This window comes from Cesiribacter andamanensis AMV16 (assembly GCF_000348925.1).
Lineage (GTDB): Bacteria > Bacteroidota > Bacteroidia > Cytophagales > Cyclobacteriaceae > Cesiribacter > Cesiribacter andamanensis.
This window is the reverse complement of record NZ_AODQ01000058.1, coordinates 1-16,799: the sequence shown is the minus strand read 5'-3', so window position 1 is coordinate 16,799 and position 16,799 is coordinate 1. Positions and strand designations below refer to the sequence as shown.

Annotated in this window: 15 protein-coding genes and 1 pseudogene; 5 read left to right on the top strand and 11 right to left on the bottom strand. The window is 53.1% G+C overall.

What is annotated here, in order from left to right; all coding sequences use genetic code 11:
- Positions 1 to 64: 64 nt before the first annotated feature.
- Entirely contained in the window at positions 65 to 940 is an 876-nt protein-coding gene (locus ADICEAN_RS11730; protein WP_009195817.1) for a DUF4382 domain-containing protein, read from the top strand.
- 102 nt (positions 941 to 1,042) lie between these two features.
- Entirely contained in the window at positions 1,043 to 1,462 is a 420-nt protein-coding gene (locus tag ADICEAN_RS11725) for a hypothetical protein (RefSeq protein ID WP_040396906.1), read from the top strand.
- A 119-nt stretch (positions 1,463 to 1,581) separates the two neighbouring features.
- Here ADICEAN_RS11725 and pckA read toward each other — a convergent pair whose 3' ends face one another.
- Positions 1,582 to 3,201 (bottom strand): phosphoenolpyruvate carboxykinase (ATP), encoded by a 1,620-nt coding sequence (pckA, locus tag ADICEAN_RS11720; protein WP_009195815.1) that lies wholly within the window; start codon positions 3,199 to 3,201, stop codon positions 1,582 to 1,584.
- Between the two features lie 227 nt (positions 3,202 to 3,428).
- On the opposite strand from pckA, the gene ADICEAN_RS11715 reads away from it, so the two are divergent.
- The gene (locus tag ADICEAN_RS11715; protein ID WP_009195814.1) at positions 3,429 to 4,859 is read left to right on the top strand and encodes a peptide MFS transporter; all 1,431 of its coding nucleotides are present in this window, start codon (positions 3,429 to 3,431) and stop codon (positions 4,857 to 4,859) included.
- 201 nt (positions 4,860 to 5,060) lie between these two features.
- On the top strand, positions 5,061 to 5,453 hold the full coding sequence (locus ADICEAN_RS11710) for a DUF1987 domain-containing protein (RefSeq protein WP_009195813.1): 393 nt from the start codon (positions 5,061 to 5,063) through the stop codon (positions 5,451 to 5,453).
- 211 nt (positions 5,454 to 5,664) lie between these two features.
- Here the strand turns inward: ADICEAN_RS11710 and groL are convergent, their stop codons facing one another.
- Both groL and ADICEAN_RS11700 read right to left on the bottom strand, forming a co-directional pair.
- On the bottom strand, positions 5,665 to 7,305 hold the full coding sequence (gene groL, locus ADICEAN_RS11705) for a chaperonin GroEL (protein ID WP_009195812.1): 1,641 nt from the start codon (positions 7,303 to 7,305) through the stop codon (positions 5,665 to 5,667).
- 39 nt (positions 7,306 to 7,344) lie between these two features.
- Complete coding sequence (locus ADICEAN_RS11700; RefSeq protein ID WP_009195811.1) at positions 7,345 to 7,623, bottom strand: co-chaperone GroES; 279 nt, start codon at positions 7,621 to 7,623, stop codon at positions 7,345 to 7,347.
- 223 nt (positions 7,624 to 7,846) lie between these two features.
- Between ADICEAN_RS11700 and ADICEAN_RS11695 the strand changes: the two genes are divergently transcribed.
- Complete coding sequence (locus ADICEAN_RS11695; protein ID WP_009195810.1) at positions 7,847 to 8,566, top strand: hypothetical protein; 720 nt, start codon at positions 7,847 to 7,849, stop codon at positions 8,564 to 8,566.
- A 247-nt stretch (positions 8,567 to 8,813) separates the two neighbouring features.
- On the opposite strand, the gene secG is transcribed toward ADICEAN_RS11695, so the two are convergent.
- The 8 genes and pseudogenes from secG to ADICEAN_RS21225 form a co-directional block, all read right to left on the bottom strand.
- A complete protein-coding gene (gene secG, locus ADICEAN_RS11690) occupies positions 8,814 to 9,173 on the bottom strand; it encodes a preprotein translocase subunit SecG (protein WP_009195809.1) in 360 nt (119 codons plus the stop codon).
- Positions 9,174 to 10,055 (bottom strand): tetratricopeptide repeat protein, encoded by an 882-nt coding sequence (locus ADICEAN_RS11685; RefSeq protein ID WP_009195808.1) that lies wholly within the window; start codon positions 10,053 to 10,055, stop codon positions 9,174 to 9,176.
- Between the two features lie 32 nt (positions 10,056 to 10,087).
- Positions 10,088 to 10,624, bottom strand: coding sequence for an LPS assembly lipoprotein LptE (lptE, locus tag ADICEAN_RS11680; RefSeq protein ID WP_009195807.1), 537 nt, complete (start codon positions 10,622 to 10,624; stop codon positions 10,088 to 10,090).
- Positions 10,608 to 11,900, bottom strand: a complete 1,293-nt coding sequence (locus ADICEAN_RS11675) for a sigma-54 interaction domain-containing protein (protein WP_009195806.1) — start codon at positions 11,898 to 11,900, stop codon at positions 10,608 to 10,610. The genes lptE and ADICEAN_RS11675 overlap by 17 nt, the downstream gene beginning before the upstream one ends.
- Positions 11,901 to 12,000: 100 nt before the next feature.
- Entirely contained in the window at positions 12,001 to 13,464 is a 1,464-nt protein-coding gene (gene miaB / locus ADICEAN_RS11670) for a tRNA (N6-isopentenyl adenosine(37)-C2)-methylthiotransferase MiaB (RefSeq protein WP_009195805.1), read from the bottom strand.
- Between the two features lie 74 nt (positions 13,465 to 13,538).
- Positions 13,539 to 14,834 (bottom strand): anthranilate synthase component I family protein, encoded by a 1,296-nt coding sequence (locus ADICEAN_RS11665; RefSeq protein ID WP_009195804.1) that lies wholly within the window; start codon positions 14,832 to 14,834, stop codon positions 13,539 to 13,541.
- 69 nt (positions 14,835 to 14,903) lie between these two features.
- Positions 14,904 to 15,638, bottom strand: coding sequence for a YceI family protein (locus ADICEAN_RS11660; RefSeq protein WP_009195803.1), 735 nt, complete (start codon positions 15,636 to 15,638; stop codon positions 14,904 to 14,906).
- A gap of 150 nt (positions 15,639 to 15,788) precedes the next feature.
- Positions 15,789 to 16,799, bottom strand: a pseudogene (locus ADICEAN_RS21225) (hypothetical protein); the annotation flags it as partial.

Here is a 16,799-nt window from a genome sequence, read left to right as displayed (position 1 = left end):
CCTCTTTCCAACGCCTGAGCGCCTATTGATCGTCTAGGGAGCAGTATCAACCAATTTTTTATTCATGCTTCACAAAGGATTGCTCCTCTCTCTTTGCCTGGCCGGTCTGGCCATGGTAAGCTGTACCAATGATGAACCCGCCAGCGGCACCTTAAGCCTGCGCCTGACCGATGCCCCCACCGATGCCGAAACCATAGCCGGTGTGTATGTAACCATCGAGGCGGTTGAGTATCGGTATGAGGATGAATGGCACAGCTTTGAGGCCTTTGATGGCCCTAAAAGCCTTAACCTGCTGGACCTGACCGAAGGCAAAACTGAACTGCTGGGCGATTTTGAGGTGCCTGCCGGTACCTATTCTGAACTGCGCTTTATACTCAATGCCGCCACCAATGGCGGTTCCCCTGCCAGCGAAGCCACCTACATTCAGTTTACCAACGGTACCACGGAACCCCTCTATGTGCCCAGCGGTACCCAAAGCGGCTACAAGGCTAAGGGAAGTTTTGATGTGCCGGTCAATGGGAGTGTATTTATCACTGCCGATTTTGATGTACGCAAATCGGTGGTACAATCCGGCGCCAGCGGCAAGTGGATTCTGAAACCGGTGATCCGCCTGGTGGTAAATGAGCAGGCCGGCACCATTGAGGGGCAGGTAAACGGCCTGCAGGAAGGGCTCCAGTATGTAGTTTACGCCTATGCCAACGATACCTATACCGATGCCGAAGCCGCTCTTCCGTCCGAAGGCGAACCCCAGTTTCCCAATGCCGTCAGCAGTGCCAGCGTGCATGTGGATGGCCACTTTACCCTTCCATTTCTGGCCGCCGGCATCTATGACCTGTATGTAGTAGCCTACCAGGAGGGAGAATTTGTAGAGGTGGCTGACCAACTGGACAATGTAGAGGTAAAAAGTCTCCTTACTACACCCGTGCGTGTAGATTTTTAAGGGTGTTGATGAAGGAAGCGTCGGGAGCAGCTCCCGGCGCTTTTTATTCCAACCAATACCGGAACTCAGCCGTCTTACCCCTGAATCCACCACCGCTACATTATGGCCAGAACCAATTTTCTTTATTTAGCCTTGCTTGCCGGGCTATTCTATGGATTTTTTGCCCTGCTCGATTCCAATAAGGTAAAGGCCGGTCATCTGGCCCAGAAGGTGTCATACGACGTGCTTCGGTACCAATGGGTAGTTGCCGAGGCCTATGATATTGAGCATAACAGGGATATCAGCAGGGAATACCAGGCAGTCGCCTATCAGTTTTTGAGCAGTGGCGGATTTGTAGAGTTTGAAGACAAGGTCATTCGAAATACCGGCTCCTGGCAGGTAAAGCAGGACCGGCTGCGGATCCAGTTTGATGATGCCACCCTTGCCGAAGGCCAGTCGTTTGACATGCAGCTGCTGCGTCCCGAAGAAATGTTGCTTCAAAATGAGCAGCGCAGATTCAGGCTGCTGCGGCTTACCCTCTAGGCAGGGGATTTCGGCAGTTTCATTCCTGCTCTTTTTTAGCATACTCCTCATACTTTCCATAAAAAAGGCTGTTCGGATTTCCGAACAGCCTTTTTTTGTTGCCAGGAAGGCAAAGGTACTTATACGCTTACGCTGCTGTTTTTGGCAGGAGCGCCGGCCAGAATCTCCTCATTGGCAAATTCGGCATACTTGCCAAAGTTGTCGTTAAAGGCCTTGGCCAGTTTGCTGGCCTGCCGGTCATAGGCCTCTTTGTCGCTCCAGGTATTGCGAGGATTCAGGATCTCTTGCGGTACATTGGGGCAGGAGGTAGGCATGTTCACCCCAAAGATGGGATGTTTCTCCAGGTGTACTTCATCCAGCTCGCCCTTCAGCGCTGCAGTGATCATTGCGCGGGTATAGCGCAGCTTGATGCGGCTGCCTACGCCGTAGCCGCCACCGCTCCAGCCGGTGTTGATAAGCCATACGTTCACATTGTGCTCGTCCATTTTCTTGCCCAGCATTTCGGCATAGACCGTGGGGTGCAGGGGCAGGAAGGGAGCGCCAAAGCAGGCCGAGAATACAGTTTGCGGCTCTGTTACGCCCGCCTCGGTACCGGCTACTTTAGCGGTGTAGCCGCTGATAAAGTGGTACATGGCCTGACCCTTATCCAGGCGGCTGATGGGAGGCAGCACGCCGTAAGCATCGCAGGTCAGGAAGAAGATGTTTTTAGGAATACCTCCTACGGAAGGCTCTACCGCATTGTCTATATGGTAGATGGGGTAGGCGGTGCGGGTGTTTTGGGTTACCGAGGTGTTGGTGTAATCTACCGTGCGGGTGCCTGGGAAGAAACGGGTGTTCTCCACAATGGATTCCCACTTAATGGCGTCCCAGATCTGGGGCTCATTTTCCCGGGTAATGTCAATGGTTTTGGCATAGCAGCCGCCTTCAAAGTTAAATACTCCTTTGTCGGTCCAGCCATGCTCATCATCGCCAATGAGGTGGCGGTCAGGATCGGCCGACAGGGTGGTTTTGCCCGTACCGCTCAGGCCAAAGAATACGGCAGTATCGCCTTCCTGGCCAATGTTGGCAGAGCAGTGCATGCTCAGCACGTTCTCCTCATGCGGCAGCAGGTAGTTGAGTACCGAGAAAATGCCTTTTTTCATCTCACCGGCATAGGCTGTTCCGCCAATCAGAATAATCTTTTTGCTCAGGTTGAGGATGGCAAAGTTGTGCTGGCGGGTGCCGTCTACGGCCGGATCGGCCCGGAACTCCGGTGCACAGATGATGGTAAAGGTAGGGGCAAAGTTTTTTAGTTCTTCACGGCCCGGGCGCAGAAACATGTTGTGGCAAAACAGGTTGTGCCAGGCTTTGGTGTTCACCACCCGCAACTTCAGCTGGTACTCGGGCATGGCACCGGCATAGGCATCACGCACATACAGCTTTTTGTCGGCCAGGTACCCTACCACTTTCGTATAGAGCGCATCAAATTTTTCTTCTGAGAAGGGAATGTTGACATCTCCCCACCACACGGTGTCGGCGGTTTTGCTGTCTTTTACAATGAAGCGATCCTTGGGAGAGCGACCGGTAAATTCGCCGGTATCGCACATCAGTGCCCCGGTATCGGTCAGCTGGCCTTCGCCGTTTGCTAACGCTTGCTCTACAAGTTCAGCGGGGGTAAGGTTCCAGTGAGCTTCATTTGCGGAATGAATTCCCAGTTCGGCCAGGCCAGAATGGGTAGGCTTAAGACCAAATTCTTGCATGTGTGACAAAAGGATTTATAGGACTAAAAAATGATTTCAAACGTTTGCACAAATATACAGAGTAAAAATGAGCTTGTATATCAAAAACGATAAATTTGGTAGTGGGGTTTTTTAAAAAGTGCAGTAAGCCTATTACCACAAAAGGCAGAAGTTTGTTTTAACGAAATGCAAATACTACCTTTAAACGCTTCATAAAATTTTATTTTCTTAAAATCGGCTAACGTAATATGTCAGAAAAACAAAAAATTTCCGGCGGTCATGCTCCTGCTTTTGTAGACACAGGTGGAACACTGTTCGGACATCCAAAGGGACTGATGGTGCTCTTCTTTACCGAAATGTGGGAACGCTTCAGTTATTACGGCTTACGGGGTATTCTGGTTTTGTTTCTCACCTCCACCACCATGGGTGGTTTTGGCTGGGACAATGAGAGTGCGCTGCTGCTGCTCTCTATCTATACGGCCCTGGTCTACATCATGTCCATACCCGGAGGGATTATAGCCGATAAACTCATAGGCCAGCGCAAAGCTGTTATGTATGGAGGCTTTACGCTGGTGGCAGGCCACTTTCTAATGGCCGTACCCACCGAAGTTACCTTTTACCTGGCCCTGGCCCTGATTGTGTTTGGTACGGGCCTGCTGAAACCCAATATTTCAACCCTGGTTGGGGGCTTATACCGGCAGGGGGATGCCCGGCGCGATGCTGGTTTTACCATATTTTACATGGGCATCAATGTAGGAGCCCTGCTGGCGTCCATTATAGTAGGTTATGTGGGCGAGCGCATTGGCTGGCACTATGGCTTCTCTCTGGCTGGCTTTGGTATGTTACTGGGGCAACTGGTGTTCATTACCGGGCGCAAGTACCTGGCGCATATTGTGGACATCGAAAAGCAGGATCAGATCTTCACCAAAGATCAGGCGGCGGCAAAACCAGCCCACAAAGGCTTCACCAAGAAAGAACGGGACCGCATTCTGGCCATTTGCCTTTCCTTTATCATTGTACTGATCTTCTGGGCCTCTTTTGAGCAGGCCAGTGGCCTGATGAACCTCTATGCCCGGGATTATACTGATCGTTTTGTTTTCGGTTGGGAAGTGCCCGCCTCCTGGCTGCAGGGGTTAAACTCCTTCTTTATTATTACCACCGCACCCATTGTGGCCTGGATCTGGATTGCCCTGGCCAAGCGCAATGTTAACTTGTCTTCGATCTTTAAAATGGGCCTCGGCACTGCGGTGCTGGGCATAGGCTTTGTCTACATGGTCATGGCAGCCCTGGAGCGTGATGGCTCAGGCGATGGCAAATCGGCCCTGTCCTGGCTGGTGCTGGCTTACCTCTTCCATACACTGGGAGAACTGGCCCTTTCTCCTGTTTCACTGTCCTTTATCACCAAGGTAGCTCCCCCGCGCATTGTAGCTTCCATGATGGGGCTTTACTTTGCCGTAACGGGCATGGGCAATTTCCTGGCCGGCCTTATCGGTATTTGGGCCCAGCGTCAGGGAGAGTTGGAGATCTTTGCGGGCATTGCAGCCGTTACCATACTGCTTGGCGGGTTGCTGATGGTCCTGGCCAAACAGATCAACAAGCTCACCCATGGTACCGAATATGGGCACGATGAAGAAAAAGAAGCACAGACAGGACAGCTCCTTGAAAGCAGCGCTTCCTAAGCCTATTCTTGAAATAAGCCAAAAAGCCCCGATGCAGATCGGGGCTTTTTTTGTACCCTGGTGGGGTATTTTTTTTCATTAACATGAATCTCACAATCTGCTAACTGTTGTTTTGCATGTTAATTTTTATTATCCTATCTTTTCAGATAATCGGAGGTAGTGGCTTTACTTTATATCCGGGACACTAAAGGTTAGCACCTCATGAACAGCTTTACGCTCGAAGGCACTTCCAAGACACCACGTGTAGAATTCAATTCGCAGACTGGCGTATTGGAGCTTAGCGGCAGGTCTATTCCGGAAAACTCCATTGAATTTTACCGCCCCCTGCTTCAGTGGCTGGAGGAGTATGCCAGCTGCCCGCAGTCCGAGACCGTCCTGATCCTGCGCATGGAATACTTCAATACAAGTTCTTCCAAATGCCTGATCGATATTTTCCGCAAGCTGGAGAAAATACACCTGCATGGGGTGAATGTCTATGTGAAGTGGTACTACGAGCAGGAAGACGAAGATATGCAGCATTCCGGCGAAGATTTCCGGGAGATCATTCGCCTGCCCATCCAGATGATCGAGCTGCAGGAAGAAAGCAGTAAGTAAGCCTCCCCATCCTGCAGATAGATCTTATACCAAATTAACTTTAAAAGTCACTTGTATTTCCAGGGTCTGTGAGCCTTGGCCGGCCGCACCACAGATCTGGGCCACAATTGGTTAAATCAGTAGTATACTATCCCTGAACTGCCAGTCTTTAAAATAAGAAAAGCCCCGGATTTCCGGGGCTTTTTATGTATAGATAAGGTGCGAGGACTGCTTACATCATGCCGCCCATGCCACCGGGCATACCGCCTGGCATACCGGCACCACCGCCTTTTTCTTCTTCCGGATCGTCGGCTACCACACACTCGGTAGTAAGCAGCAGCGAAGCGATAGAAGCAGCGTTCTCAAGCGCAAGACGGGTTACCTTGGTGGGGTCAATCACACCAGCCTGGAACATGTTCTCAAACTTGTCTTCGCGGGCGTTGTAGCCAAAATCACCCTGGCCTTCGCGTACCTTCTGGATCACTACGCTGGCTTCGCCACCGGAGTTGTTCACAATGGTGCGCAGAGGAGACTCCAGCGACAGGCGTACTATATTCACACCGGTAGCCTGGTCTTCGTTTTCTACCTGCACGCTTTCCAGCGCTTCAGCGGCACGGATCAGGGCAATACCACCACCGGCTACCACACCTTCCTGTACGGCGGCGCGGGTAGCATGCAGGGCATCGTCTACACGGTCTTTCTTCTCTTTCATTTCTACCTCGGTGGCAGCACCAATGTAGAGGATGGCAACGCCACCGCTCAGTTTGGCCAGACGCTCCTGCAGTTTTTCGCGGTCGTAATCGGAGGTAGTACCATCGATCTGTGCCTTGATCTGGTTGATGCGGGCTTTGATGTCTTCCTGGCTACCGGCACCATTTACAATGGTGGTGTTGTCTTTGTCAATAGAGATCTTCTCGGCAGTACCCAGGTAATCCAGGGTAGCGTTCTCCAGCTTGTAGCCGCGCTCTTCTGAAATTACAGTACCACCGGTCAGGATGGCGATGTCTTCCAGCATGGCTTTGCGACGGTCGCCAAAGCCAGGGGCTTTTACAGCAGCGATTTTCAGGGCGCCACGGATCTTGTTTACCACCAGGGTAGCCAGGGCTTCGCCGTCTACATCTTCAGAGATGATCAGCAGGGGTTTGCCGGTCTGTACTACCTGCTCCAGAATAGGCAGCAGCTCTTTCATGTTGCTGATCTTTTTGTCGTAGATCAGGATGAAGGGCTGGTCCATTTCAGCAATCATTTTATCGGCATTGGTTACGAAGTAGGGAGAAAGGTAGCCGCGGTCAAACTGCATACCTTCTACTGTTTTCACCTCGGTTTCAGTGCCTTTGGCCTCTTCTACAGTGATCACACCGTCTTTGCCTACTTTGTCCATGGCATCGGCAATCATCTGGCCAATTTCGCGGTCGTTGTTGGCTGAGATGGTACCTACCTGAGCAATCTCGTTTGAGCTGCTGATGGTTTTGCTTTGCTGCTTCAGGTGGTTTACTACGGCGCTAACGGCTTTGTCGATACCGCGCTTCAGGTCCATGGGGTTGGCACCGGCGGCTACGTTCTTAAGGCCATGGGTATACAGGGCCTGGGCCAGTACAGTAGCGGTAGTGGTACCGTCACCGGCATCATCGGCAGTTTTAGAAGCTACTTCTTTTACCAGCTGGGCGCCCATGTTTTCGATGGGGTCTTTCAGCTCAATTTCTTTGGCTACGGAAACACCGTCTTTGGTAACAGTAGGAGCACCAAACTTCTTGTCGATGATCACATTGCGGCCTTTGGGGCCAAGAGTTACTTTTACGGCATTTGCCAGCGCGTCAACGCCTTTTTTCAGCTTGTCTCTCGCTTCGATATCGAAATTAATTTTCTTAGCCATAATGCTTAAAAATTTTTAGGTGTTAGGGTAATGGGTTGATTAAAGAATGGCGTAGATGTCAGATTCACGCATGATCAGGTAATCTTTACCGCTGATGGTGATCTCTGTGCCGGAGTATTTGCCGTACAGGACCTGATCGCCCACTTGTACCGTCAGAGGCTCGTCTTTTTTGCCATTGCCCACGGCCACTACCTGACCACGCTGTGGTTTTTCTTTGGCAGTGTCTGGAATGATGATGCCGGAAGCGGTTTTTTCTTCGGCTGCGGCAGGTTCTACCAGTACTCTGTCAGCCAGAGGTTTGATGTTTACGTTTGACATCGCTTTCTAAAATTTAGTTAGGGTTTAAAAATCACATTAAACATGCTGCATACCCTTCTGCATTTCCTATGCCAATCCGTATGGCCGGCTGAAATGCGGCCTGTTTAAGCCATTTTTTCATGAAAATAGAACCAGTAAAACTGACATGCCTCCCGGGGGCTGACAGATAGACAGTGTAGCCATTCAGGCCGGTTTTTCGTATGTTGTATGAAACGGTTAGGATATGAAAGGATTACCCCAAAACTGGCTTACCGAAGGCCTGATCGATTTTGAATACAAGAAATGGGTATTGCTAGCCTACCTGCAGGAGGTGCAGCGCTCCTTTGACCGGCAGGCACTCTATCCGGAGCTTTCTGACCTGATCCAGCACTACCGCAACCTGACAAAGCTGCAGGAAGGCAAGACCCAGCTACAGGGGGCCATGCCCAAAAAGCTTACCGGCGCCGATCTGCGCCAGTTGAAACTCCTGTACGAAAACCTGGTGCAGGATGATGAGCTGATGCGGGAGCTGGACGCTATTCTATCCTTTTCCATCCCCAAGATCCGGCAGGCGCTGGAGCAGGGCCGCAATTTATACGAATGGGTAGAAGCTAAGGTGTCCCTTACCCCAGTTGGTATTTTTCCGCTCTACCGGCGGGAGGGCTACCTGCTGGTGCAGGAACGGCTTAAGGTGGAGGCCTGCATCTATCGCTACGAGGTGCAGGTGTTTCAGCAGGAGGGGGAGCGCTTTGGGGGCATTAACCTGGAGTATCTGGAGCAACAGCCCGTAACCCTTATGAATACCTATGAGCAGATCAAGCTCAACCTGGTAAAGCGCTACCGGGAATTGCCCAATCCAGCGACCTTTCTGTTTCTCTCGGAGCTGGAGTGCCCCTTTGAGGAAACGCTGCTGCCGGTAGCCAAGCGGCAGCTTGTGCGCAAGGTGCTAACCGAGGCGGCGTAAAGGTGGGCAAATAGAACTAGGCTGTGTCTGACGAATACCCTTTGGCCCAAAAAAGCAAATTATTTACTTAAGGCAGCAGGTCTTTTTTCACCGTAGCTGAGGCTATGCCTCAAAAAAGAACCTTTGCCTTAAGCAAAAATTTATCTTTTTTAGACTCAAAAGCATTCATCAGACACAGCCTAGACTAAAGAGCATAAAAAAAGCCTCTGAGCGATCAGAGGCTTTTGTATGTACAAGGAATTGATTCTTATTGGGCTGTATCGGCAGCGGGCTGCTCGGTACCCTGGATGGCATCGGCGCCGGTTCCCGTACCTGCACCAGGAACGATGGTTTCCTGTGCGCGCTGAATATTTGGGCTAAGAGGGCCTTGTGCCTGACGGTTGGTAAGTGTAATGCTGGTTACCAGGCTTAGCGCTAAAAGAGCAATGGCAAACCCCCAGGTAAGTTTCTCCAACAGATCGCTGGTGCGCTTAACGCCAATCATCTGGCTGGTGCCGGCACCGCCAAACTGAGAGGAAAGCCCGCCGCCTTTGCTGTTCTGCGCCAATACTACCAGTACCAGCAGAAGGCAGATAATAACAATTACGCTAATTACAAGGGTTGTCATCTATTCAATCTTTTTTAACCGTTCAATACAGTCTGCAAAGTAAGCGCTTTTTTGGGGATATTTCAATAGAAGCTTCTGGTAAATATCGATCGCTTTTTCGGTTTTGCCCTGCCGCTCCATGATGGCCGCCAGGGTTTCGGTGGCCAGATCGGGGGGGGTAAAGGTGGCCGGCTGCGACAGGTCGGCCTGAGGGCTTTCACTTGCGGGCTGGTCCTGCAGCTGGCGGCGGGGCAGCATGGAGCCGTTTTGCAGGAAGGAATCGATCAGGGAGCGCTGCTGCTGTACCCGTGGATTTTCGAGTGTCTGCTCCTGGTGCTCCTGCATGATCTGCTGCACGGTGGGTGAAATGGGCGGGGCTTTTTCCGGGACCTGCGCGTTTTCTGTTGTAGGAGATTCTTCAGGCGACCCTGTGCTGGCAGATGAAGATTTAGTTCGGTTGGCCTTCAGCCGACGCAGGTTTTCCTGCAGTTCATTGTAAAAGTCCGGCGAGGGGCCCTGGTGCTCGTCAGTTTCGGGCTCGGGGCTGCGGTCCAGTAGCTGTTCATTGCCGGAGGCAGTGCTGATGTGCGGACTGCTCTCCTGCTGTGAGGCCGAGGCCTGGGGCTGCTGAAGGGGGGGCTGTGGTGCCTCTGCGGCCTGTGCGGCAAGCCCGGGCAGGCGGTTTTCCATTACCAGCCGCAGTACGGAGCGGTTAGGGGTATAGAGGGCCGCAGTGCCCAGATACTGACGGGCCTGCTCATGCTGCTGCTGGCTTTTGGCCAGCAAGATCTGCAGAATGGCGGCATAGGGGTACTGGGCTGCCATATCGGCCATCATGGCGGCATCTCTGGAAGTAACCTTTTCCGGATGGTTGATCAGTTCGGTAAGTTTGGTCCGGTTCAAGCCCTTTAGTTTTTTCTTAAGTTAACAAAATATTACCAGTTCGCTACCGTAGCGTTGAATACATCAAAAATAATCCGCTCAAAGATCTCATCGATCAGGCGGGGCTCGGCGCTCTGCAGGTCGGTCTGGTTGGGGTTGTAGTCCGCCCAGTAGGAGAAGTTCCGTTCAAAGCTTGCACTTTCATCCTGGGTATTCACAAAGATCACCCGCACGGCAATGGTAAGGCGCTGCTGCCCGGCCAGGTCACCGCGCTCATCGGTGCCGGAGGCGGTGGGTGCTACGGGGGCCAGGTCCCAGCCTACAATCATCCCTTCCACCAGCAGATCTCCATCGTTGGGGGTAATGGTGAGGTTGGTATTGCGCTGATAGAAATCTCTGAGTCCCTCAGTAAAGGTTTGGGAAAGGGTGGGAGGTCCGCCACCCGATTCGTTTACAAAGGGCTGTATGGTGATGGTTCTGATGGTGGGAGACAGGTTGGTGCCGGTAAAGGAGTAGAAGCCGCAGCCCTGCAGGCTCAGCAGAATCCCCATCAGCAGCAGCTGTATACGGGCGCTACTCTTCAATTTCATACTGTTTGATTTTGCGGTACAGGGTGCGTTCCGAGATGCCCAGATCCTGGGCCGCCCATTTCCGCTTGTTATTGTTCTTACGTAACGCTTTTACGATCATTTCCTTTTCTTTTTTCTCCAGCGAGAGGGATTCATCTTCCTCCATCTCATGGGCAATATCTTCTACCCGGGAGAGATCATAGGCGGGTGAGGGCTCTGCCGGGCGGTTGGTGGGCCGGTCAATACGCAGGGGCAGGGTGTCGGGGACAACCGGCTCATCGTCAAAACGGTCAGTGTCCTGCAGGTCTTCCAGGCCATCAAAGAGGTTGCTGTGCTCATGCAGAATCTGGCTGCCGTAGCTCTCGTGCTGCAGCACCTCGTGCACCAGTTTCTTAAGATCGGTCAGGTCCCGCCGCATTTCAAACAGCACCTTGTAAAGCAGGTCCCGCTCGGTAAAGTTATCATCGCCCTTTTGCATGCGGGGCACAATGGCGGGCACAAGGCTGCCTTCCTGGGGCAGGTAGCGGCGCAGGGTGTCAGCTGTAATGTCGCGCTCCAGCTCAAGCACGCTGATCTGCTCCACCAGGTTTTTAAGCTGGCGGATGTTGCCCGGAAAGCGGTAGCTCAGCAGCACCTGCACGGCCTGCGGCTCCAGTTTGATGGGGCGCACCCGGTAGCGCTCGGCAAAATCGGAGGCAAATTTCATAAACAGCAGCTCCACATCATCGCCCCGCTCCCGCAGGGGGGGTACGTAGATGGGCACGGTATTGAGCCGGTAATAGAGGTCTTCCCTGAACTTGCCTTTTTCTACCGCCACATGCAGGTTTACATTGGTGGCGGCCACTACCCGCACATCGGTTTTCTGTACCTTGGAGGAACCTACGCGGATAAATTCGCCATTCTCCAACACGCGCAGCAGGCGGGCCTGGGTACCCAGGGGCATCTCGCCAATCTCATCCAGAAAGATGGTACCCCCGTTGGTTACCTCAAAATACCCCTTGCGAGCCTCTGAGGCGCCGGTAAAGGACCCTTTTTCATGGCCAAACAGCTCGGAATCAATGGTGCCTTCCGGAATGGCGCCACAGTTGATGGCAATGAACTGGCCATGCTTGCGGGTGCTCTGGTTATGGATGATCTTGGAAAAGGATTCCTTCCCCACACCGCTCTCACCGGTAATGAGCACTGTCATATCCGTAGGGGCTACCTGAGCGGCTACCTTTATGGCGTGGTTCAGCAGCGGGGAGTTGCCCACAATGCCGAAGCGTAATTTTATGGTTTGTAGTTCCTGTTCTGTCACCTGAGCCTAATGAATGAGTGGGTGAATGGCGGGAAGCAGGGGGAGCAGGGCTGTTATGAGCAGGTCCTTCTCCAGTACTGCAGCTTTCACAATCAAAAAATTAATTGACCACTTCGCCAAATAGAGTAGCACCGGTACAGCCGGTCACCAGCACGTTTACATACTGGCCTTTTTGCAGATCGCCTCTGTCAAAAACTACCACTTTGTTGGCGCTGTTGCGGCCCTGTAGCTGCTGGTCTGATTTTCGGGAGGTGCCTTCGATAAGGATTCGCTGCACCTTGCCGATCTCCAGTTTGTTGCGCTCCAGGGAGTGGGCCTGCTGCTTCTGGATGATCTCGTTCAGGCGGCGTTTCTTTACCTCCAGGGGGATATCATCTGCATATTTTTTGGCGGCCAGGGTGCCGGGGCGTTCGCTGTAGAAGAACATATAGCTGAAATCATACTTCACCAGCTCCATCAGGCTCAGGGTATCCTGGTGCTCGGCTTCGGTTTCGGTACAGAAGCCGGCTATAAAGTCAGAGCTGATGCCACACTCCTGGCCCAGAATGCGGCGAATGGCGTCTACCCGGTTGAGGTACCAGTCCCGGTCATAGGTGCGGTTCATGACCTCCAGCACCCGGCTGTTACCACTCTGGGCGGGCAGGTGAATGTATTTGCAGATATTTTCATAGCGGGCCATGGTGTGCAATACCTCATCGGTAATGTCTTTGGGGTGCGAGGTGGAGAAACGCACCCGTAGATCGGGGTGGATGGTAGCTACCATTTCCAGCAGATGGGCAAAATTCACCACATTGGCGATCCCCCCTTTTTCCAGGCGTGCTTTGTTGTTCTCTTCCGGCGACCATTTGTAGCTGTCCACATTCTGGCCCAGTAGCGTTACCTCTCGGTAGCCCTGGGCAAAGAGCTGGCGTGCTTCGGCCACAATGGAATGAGGATCGCGGCTGCGCTCCCGGCCCCGGGTAAAGGGCACTACGCAGAAAGAACACATGTTGTCACAGCCCCGCATAATGGAGATAAAGGCCGTTACCCCATTGGAGTTGAGGCGCAGCGGGCTGATGTCGGCATAGGTCTCTTCGCGGGAGAGGAAAACGTTTACCCCCTTCTGGCCGGCATCGGCCTCAGAGATCAGATTGGGCAGATCGCGGTAAGCATCGGGGCCCACGACCAGGTCTACGATCTTTTCTTCTTCCAGCAGCTTTTCCTTGAGGCGCTCGGCCATGCAGCCCAGGATGCCCACCATCAGCTCGGGTTTCTGACGCTTGAGCCCATTGAAATGGGTCAGGCGGTTGCGCACGGTCTGCTCGGCCTTTTCCCGGATGGAGCAGGTGTTCAGAAAGATGATATCGGCCCCTTCGGGCTGGCTGGTGGTGTCAAATCCTTCCTTCTGCATGATGGAAGTGACAATCTCGGAGTCGGAGAAATTCATCTGGCAGCCATAGCTCTCAATGTAAAGCTTGCGCCGCTTGCCGGTATTTACTTCTTCGGAAACTTTATAGCCACAGCTTTCTTCGGTGCCGGGGGCCTCCGGCTGCAGCAGATCTATGTCCTGAACCAGGTTCTTCATATGGGGCTTTTCTATTCGCTACTAACAGGGGGCAAATATACGAAATTCCCAGAAACTGTGACAATTTGGCAGGCTTATTCGTCCCGGATTTGCGCATGCAGCATCTGCAGCATGGCGCTGGCTTTCAGCAGGCATTCCTGGTACTCCTGTTCGGGATCTGAGTCCCAGGTAATGGCCCCGCCAACTGAGAAGGAAAGCACCTTTTTTTGCCGGTTGTAGAGCAGGCTGCGGATCACTACATTGAAGTCAAAATCGCCCTGAGGGGTAATAAATCCGGCGGCGCCGCTGTACAGGCCGCGCTGGCTGGTTTCGTAGCGGTCAATCAGCTCCATAACCATGCGCTTGGGGGCCCCCGTCATGCTGCCCATGGGGAAGGCCAGCCTGAGAGCTTCCGTAAAGGGGGTGCCTGGACGTAAACGGCTGCTGATGGAAGAGATCATTTGGTGCACCTGCCGGAAGCTGTAAATGCCGAAAAGCTCCGGCACGGCCACCGACCCCCAGGCACTGCTGCGGGCCAGATCGTTGCGCACCAGGTCTACGATCATCAGGTTTTCGGCCCGGTCTTTTTCGCTTTCGGTCAGCTGCCGGCGCAGGGCCTGGTCCTGCTCTGGGGTGGCCCCACGGCGCATGGTGCCCTTGATGGGTTGGGAGAGCAGCGCATCTCCCTGTTTGCGCAGAAATCGCTCCGGGGAGGCAGAGATCAGGAAATGCTCCCCATGGCGCTGAAAGCTGGTAAAAGGGGCTGGTGAGGCTGCTGTTAGCTGCCGGAAGAGCCGCAGGGGGTCTTCCTGATAGGAGGGGTCCCAGAATTGCATGCAAAGGTTCAGCTCATAGCAGTCGCCTTCCAGGATATGGTTCTTTACGGCTGCTACCTTGCTCAGATACTCCCCCTTGCTCATGTCCCGCTGCAGGTGGGCGGGGGCGCAGGCCTCCAGGGGGGCTAGAGGGGTTTGCGTAATGGACTGGTAGAGCCTGCGGGGAGCGTGGGTGCTGCGGATGGTGACCCCCCCTTCGGCAAAGATCAGGAGGTGATCAGGGGAAAAAAAGCTGCTGTGCGGAAACGCTAGCCGATCCGGATTGTTGCTGCTAAGCCCGTGGATGCCGTTCTTAAGCTCGTAGGAGAAATACCCCAGGTACCAGTCGGGCTGCTGCTGCCAGTGTGCCTGCAGCTGCTCAAAGGAGGTGTTTCCCAGGCCAGGCAGGGGGCGGGCCCCAAGGCCCAGCATGCGGGGAAAGGGGGCAAAGGGATAGGAAATATTGCAGTGGTCATAATAGGCCAGGTAGGGTGCTTCCTGATACCCCCATTGCAGGGCCTGCTGGATAAAAGGCTCATGTTGGCCTGGGGATAGGGGGAAGTGCTCCTGCTGCATGGGGGCAAAGATAAAAAAAGGGAAGTCCCAATTGGAACTTCCCTTAACGCTAAACTAACTGAAAAAAGCTTATTGTTTTGCCTGCAGGTTAAAGCCTACGGCTACGTTGTTGAAGATCACCTCGTCTTTGGCGCGGTTAACCGGGCTGGTATCGTCGCGGAAGGTAATGCCCCACTGGGTACGGTCAATTACAAAGCGGGCTTTCGCCTGCAGTCCGGCATCGGTCATTTCAATGCGGGCAGGGAAGGTTACGTTCAGGGTTTTGTCGCGCAGCGTCAGGTTGCCGCTCACCCGGTGGGTAGGGTTCTGTACTTCAGGCAGAAAGGCATCGGCAGCATTGTCTACTTCTTTTCTGGATTCTTCGGTAAGGGCTGCATCAGCGCTGCTGCCTTCCAGCGGACTTACCGAGGTGATCACAAACTGGCCGGTTGGGTGGTTCTGCACATCAAAGAAATCGGCTGATTTCAGGTGGCCGGTCAGTTTATCGCGGTATTCACCTTCCATGTCCTGCACATTGATATCGTTCAGGTCAATGGTGAAAGATCCGCCGGCTACGCTGCCATTTTCTACAATCAGTTCGCCATTCTGGATGCCAAAAGTGCCATAGTGGCGACCACCGGGCTTAAGGCCGATCCAGGCTACCTGGCTGGCCGCTTTGTCAACCTGCAGGGTAGCATCGCCCTGAATGTCGGCTACTTCCTGTGCTTCAGCTACTTCTGCTTCGGTGCCGCTGGGTTTGGTATCGCAGGCGGTAAATACAGCACCGGCAAACAGCAGCGCCAGTAGGGATTTGTTTAATTTCATAGCAAGGGGGTTAGTATGTTTTCTGGTTTGGATATGCAAATGTATAGTTTTTCAGATATAAGGTCCAACACTATTTTCAAAAATAATGTTCCAACATCGATTAATTTTGAAAAATGGCCGGGGATGAACCGGCCATTTGTAGGGTATGCCTTACTGCACCGGTGCGGGCAGCGGAAGGGTAGGATATAGGCTTACATCGGGCAGCGGAAGCTTGGCGCCATAGTAGCTATTGATGGCCATGATGAATTCTTTGGCCAGCAGGGCATAGCCTGCCTGGGTAGAATGCACGCCATCAAGGCTAAACAGGTTACCGGTGATAAAAGCAGAAGTAAACTGTCTGCCACCTTCATTAATGCCTGATGTGTTAAGTCTGGCCTGAATACCATTGATATCTACCAGGGCAAAGGTATTCTCAGCAGCAATTTCAGCGATAATGGTATTGTAGGCAGTTGTAGCGGCCTGGATACGCTGTAGCTCAAACGCATCCAGTGCATAGCGGTCAGGAATAACATAATTTAACCCAGCAAGGCCTTCAGCCGTAAGAATGCCAGCTGAAAGAGCTGTAAGGGTGATTTTTTCACCAGCAGCCAGTTGCTTGATGCCTGTTGGGCTATCGTTGCTGGCTACCACAAAGCCATTGCGTCCTTCCGTAAATACAGGATACAGCTTGCCCGCTTTCAGCTGGGTAATTTGCTGCTGCACGGCAGCATTCACCTGCGCCTGTACAGGATCGGAGGCTAACTGCTGCTGAACGATCGCATAAACCTGTGCTGGTTCCTGGGATGTTCTCAGGCTGCCCGTCAGGCCCTGAATGGCGGCCTGTCCTTCGGCAGAAGCTACATAGGCGGTTGCCGCCTGCTGGGCCTGCTCATCTGTAGCGCCCTGTGCTTTGGCGCCATCAAAGGCTTGCTGATACACAACCCCCTGGGCTACCTGCGGAATGATCATGTCGCGCACTACCACAGCTTCAACCTGCTGCTTGATGCCAGCATCCAGCTGTGCAGAGAAGCCTGCATTCAATTGAGCGGCCTGTTCGGCGCTAAGGGCCAGGTTGTCCCAGGCTACTACATTAAAGTACGCTACGTCATTCACATTGGGGATATTGCCCAGTGCCCCCTCAATGGAAGGGTTGGCCTGCTTAAGGGCGGCAATGGCTGCCAG

Bases quoted from the DNA above. Each gene is read 5' to 3' on its own strand.
- ADICEAN_RS11730 (WP_009195817.1), top strand. From the start codon at position 65: ATGCTTCACAAAGGATTGCTCCTCTCTCTTTGCCTGGCCGGTCTGGCC.
- ADICEAN_RS11725 (WP_040396906.1), top strand. From the start codon at position 1,043: ATGGCCAGAACCAATTTTCTTTATTTAGCCTTGCTTGCCGGGCTATTC.
- pckA (WP_009195815.1), bottom strand. From the start codon at position 3,201: ATGCAAGAATTTGGTCTTAAGCCTACCCATTCTGGCCTGGCCGAACTG.
- ADICEAN_RS11715 (WP_009195814.1), top strand. From the start codon at position 3,429: ATGTCAGAAAAACAAAAAATTTCCGGCGGTCATGCTCCTGCTTTTGTA.
- ADICEAN_RS11710 (WP_009195813.1), top strand. From the start codon at position 5,061: ATGAACAGCTTTACGCTCGAAGGCACTTCCAAGACACCACGTGTAGAA.
- groL (WP_009195812.1), bottom strand. From the start codon at position 7,305: ATGGCTAAGAAAATTAATTTCGATATCGAAGCGAGAGACAAGCTGAAA.
- ADICEAN_RS11700 (WP_009195811.1), bottom strand. From the start codon at position 7,623: ATGTCAAACGTAAACATCAAACCTCTGGCTGACAGAGTACTGGTAGAA.
- ADICEAN_RS11695 (WP_009195810.1), top strand. From the start codon at position 7,847: ATGAAAGGATTACCCCAAAACTGGCTTACCGAAGGCCTGATCGATTTT.
- secG (WP_009195809.1), bottom strand. From the start codon at position 9,173: ATGACAACCCTTGTAATTAGCGTAATTGTTATTATCTGCCTTCTGCTG.
- lptE (WP_009195807.1), bottom strand. From the start codon at position 10,624: ATGAAATTGAAGAGTAGCGCCCGTATACAGCTGCTGCTGATGGGGATT.
- miaB (WP_009195805.1), bottom strand. From the start codon at position 13,464: ATGAAGAACCTGGTTCAGGACATAGATCTGCTGCAGCCGGAGGCCCCC.
- ADICEAN_RS11665 (WP_009195804.1), bottom strand. From the start codon at position 14,834: ATGCAGCAGGAGCACTTCCCCCTATCCCCAGGCCAACATGAGCCTTTT.
- ADICEAN_RS11660 (WP_009195803.1), bottom strand. From the start codon at position 15,638: ATGAAATTAAACAAATCCCTACTGGCGCTGCTGTTTGCCGGTGCTGTA.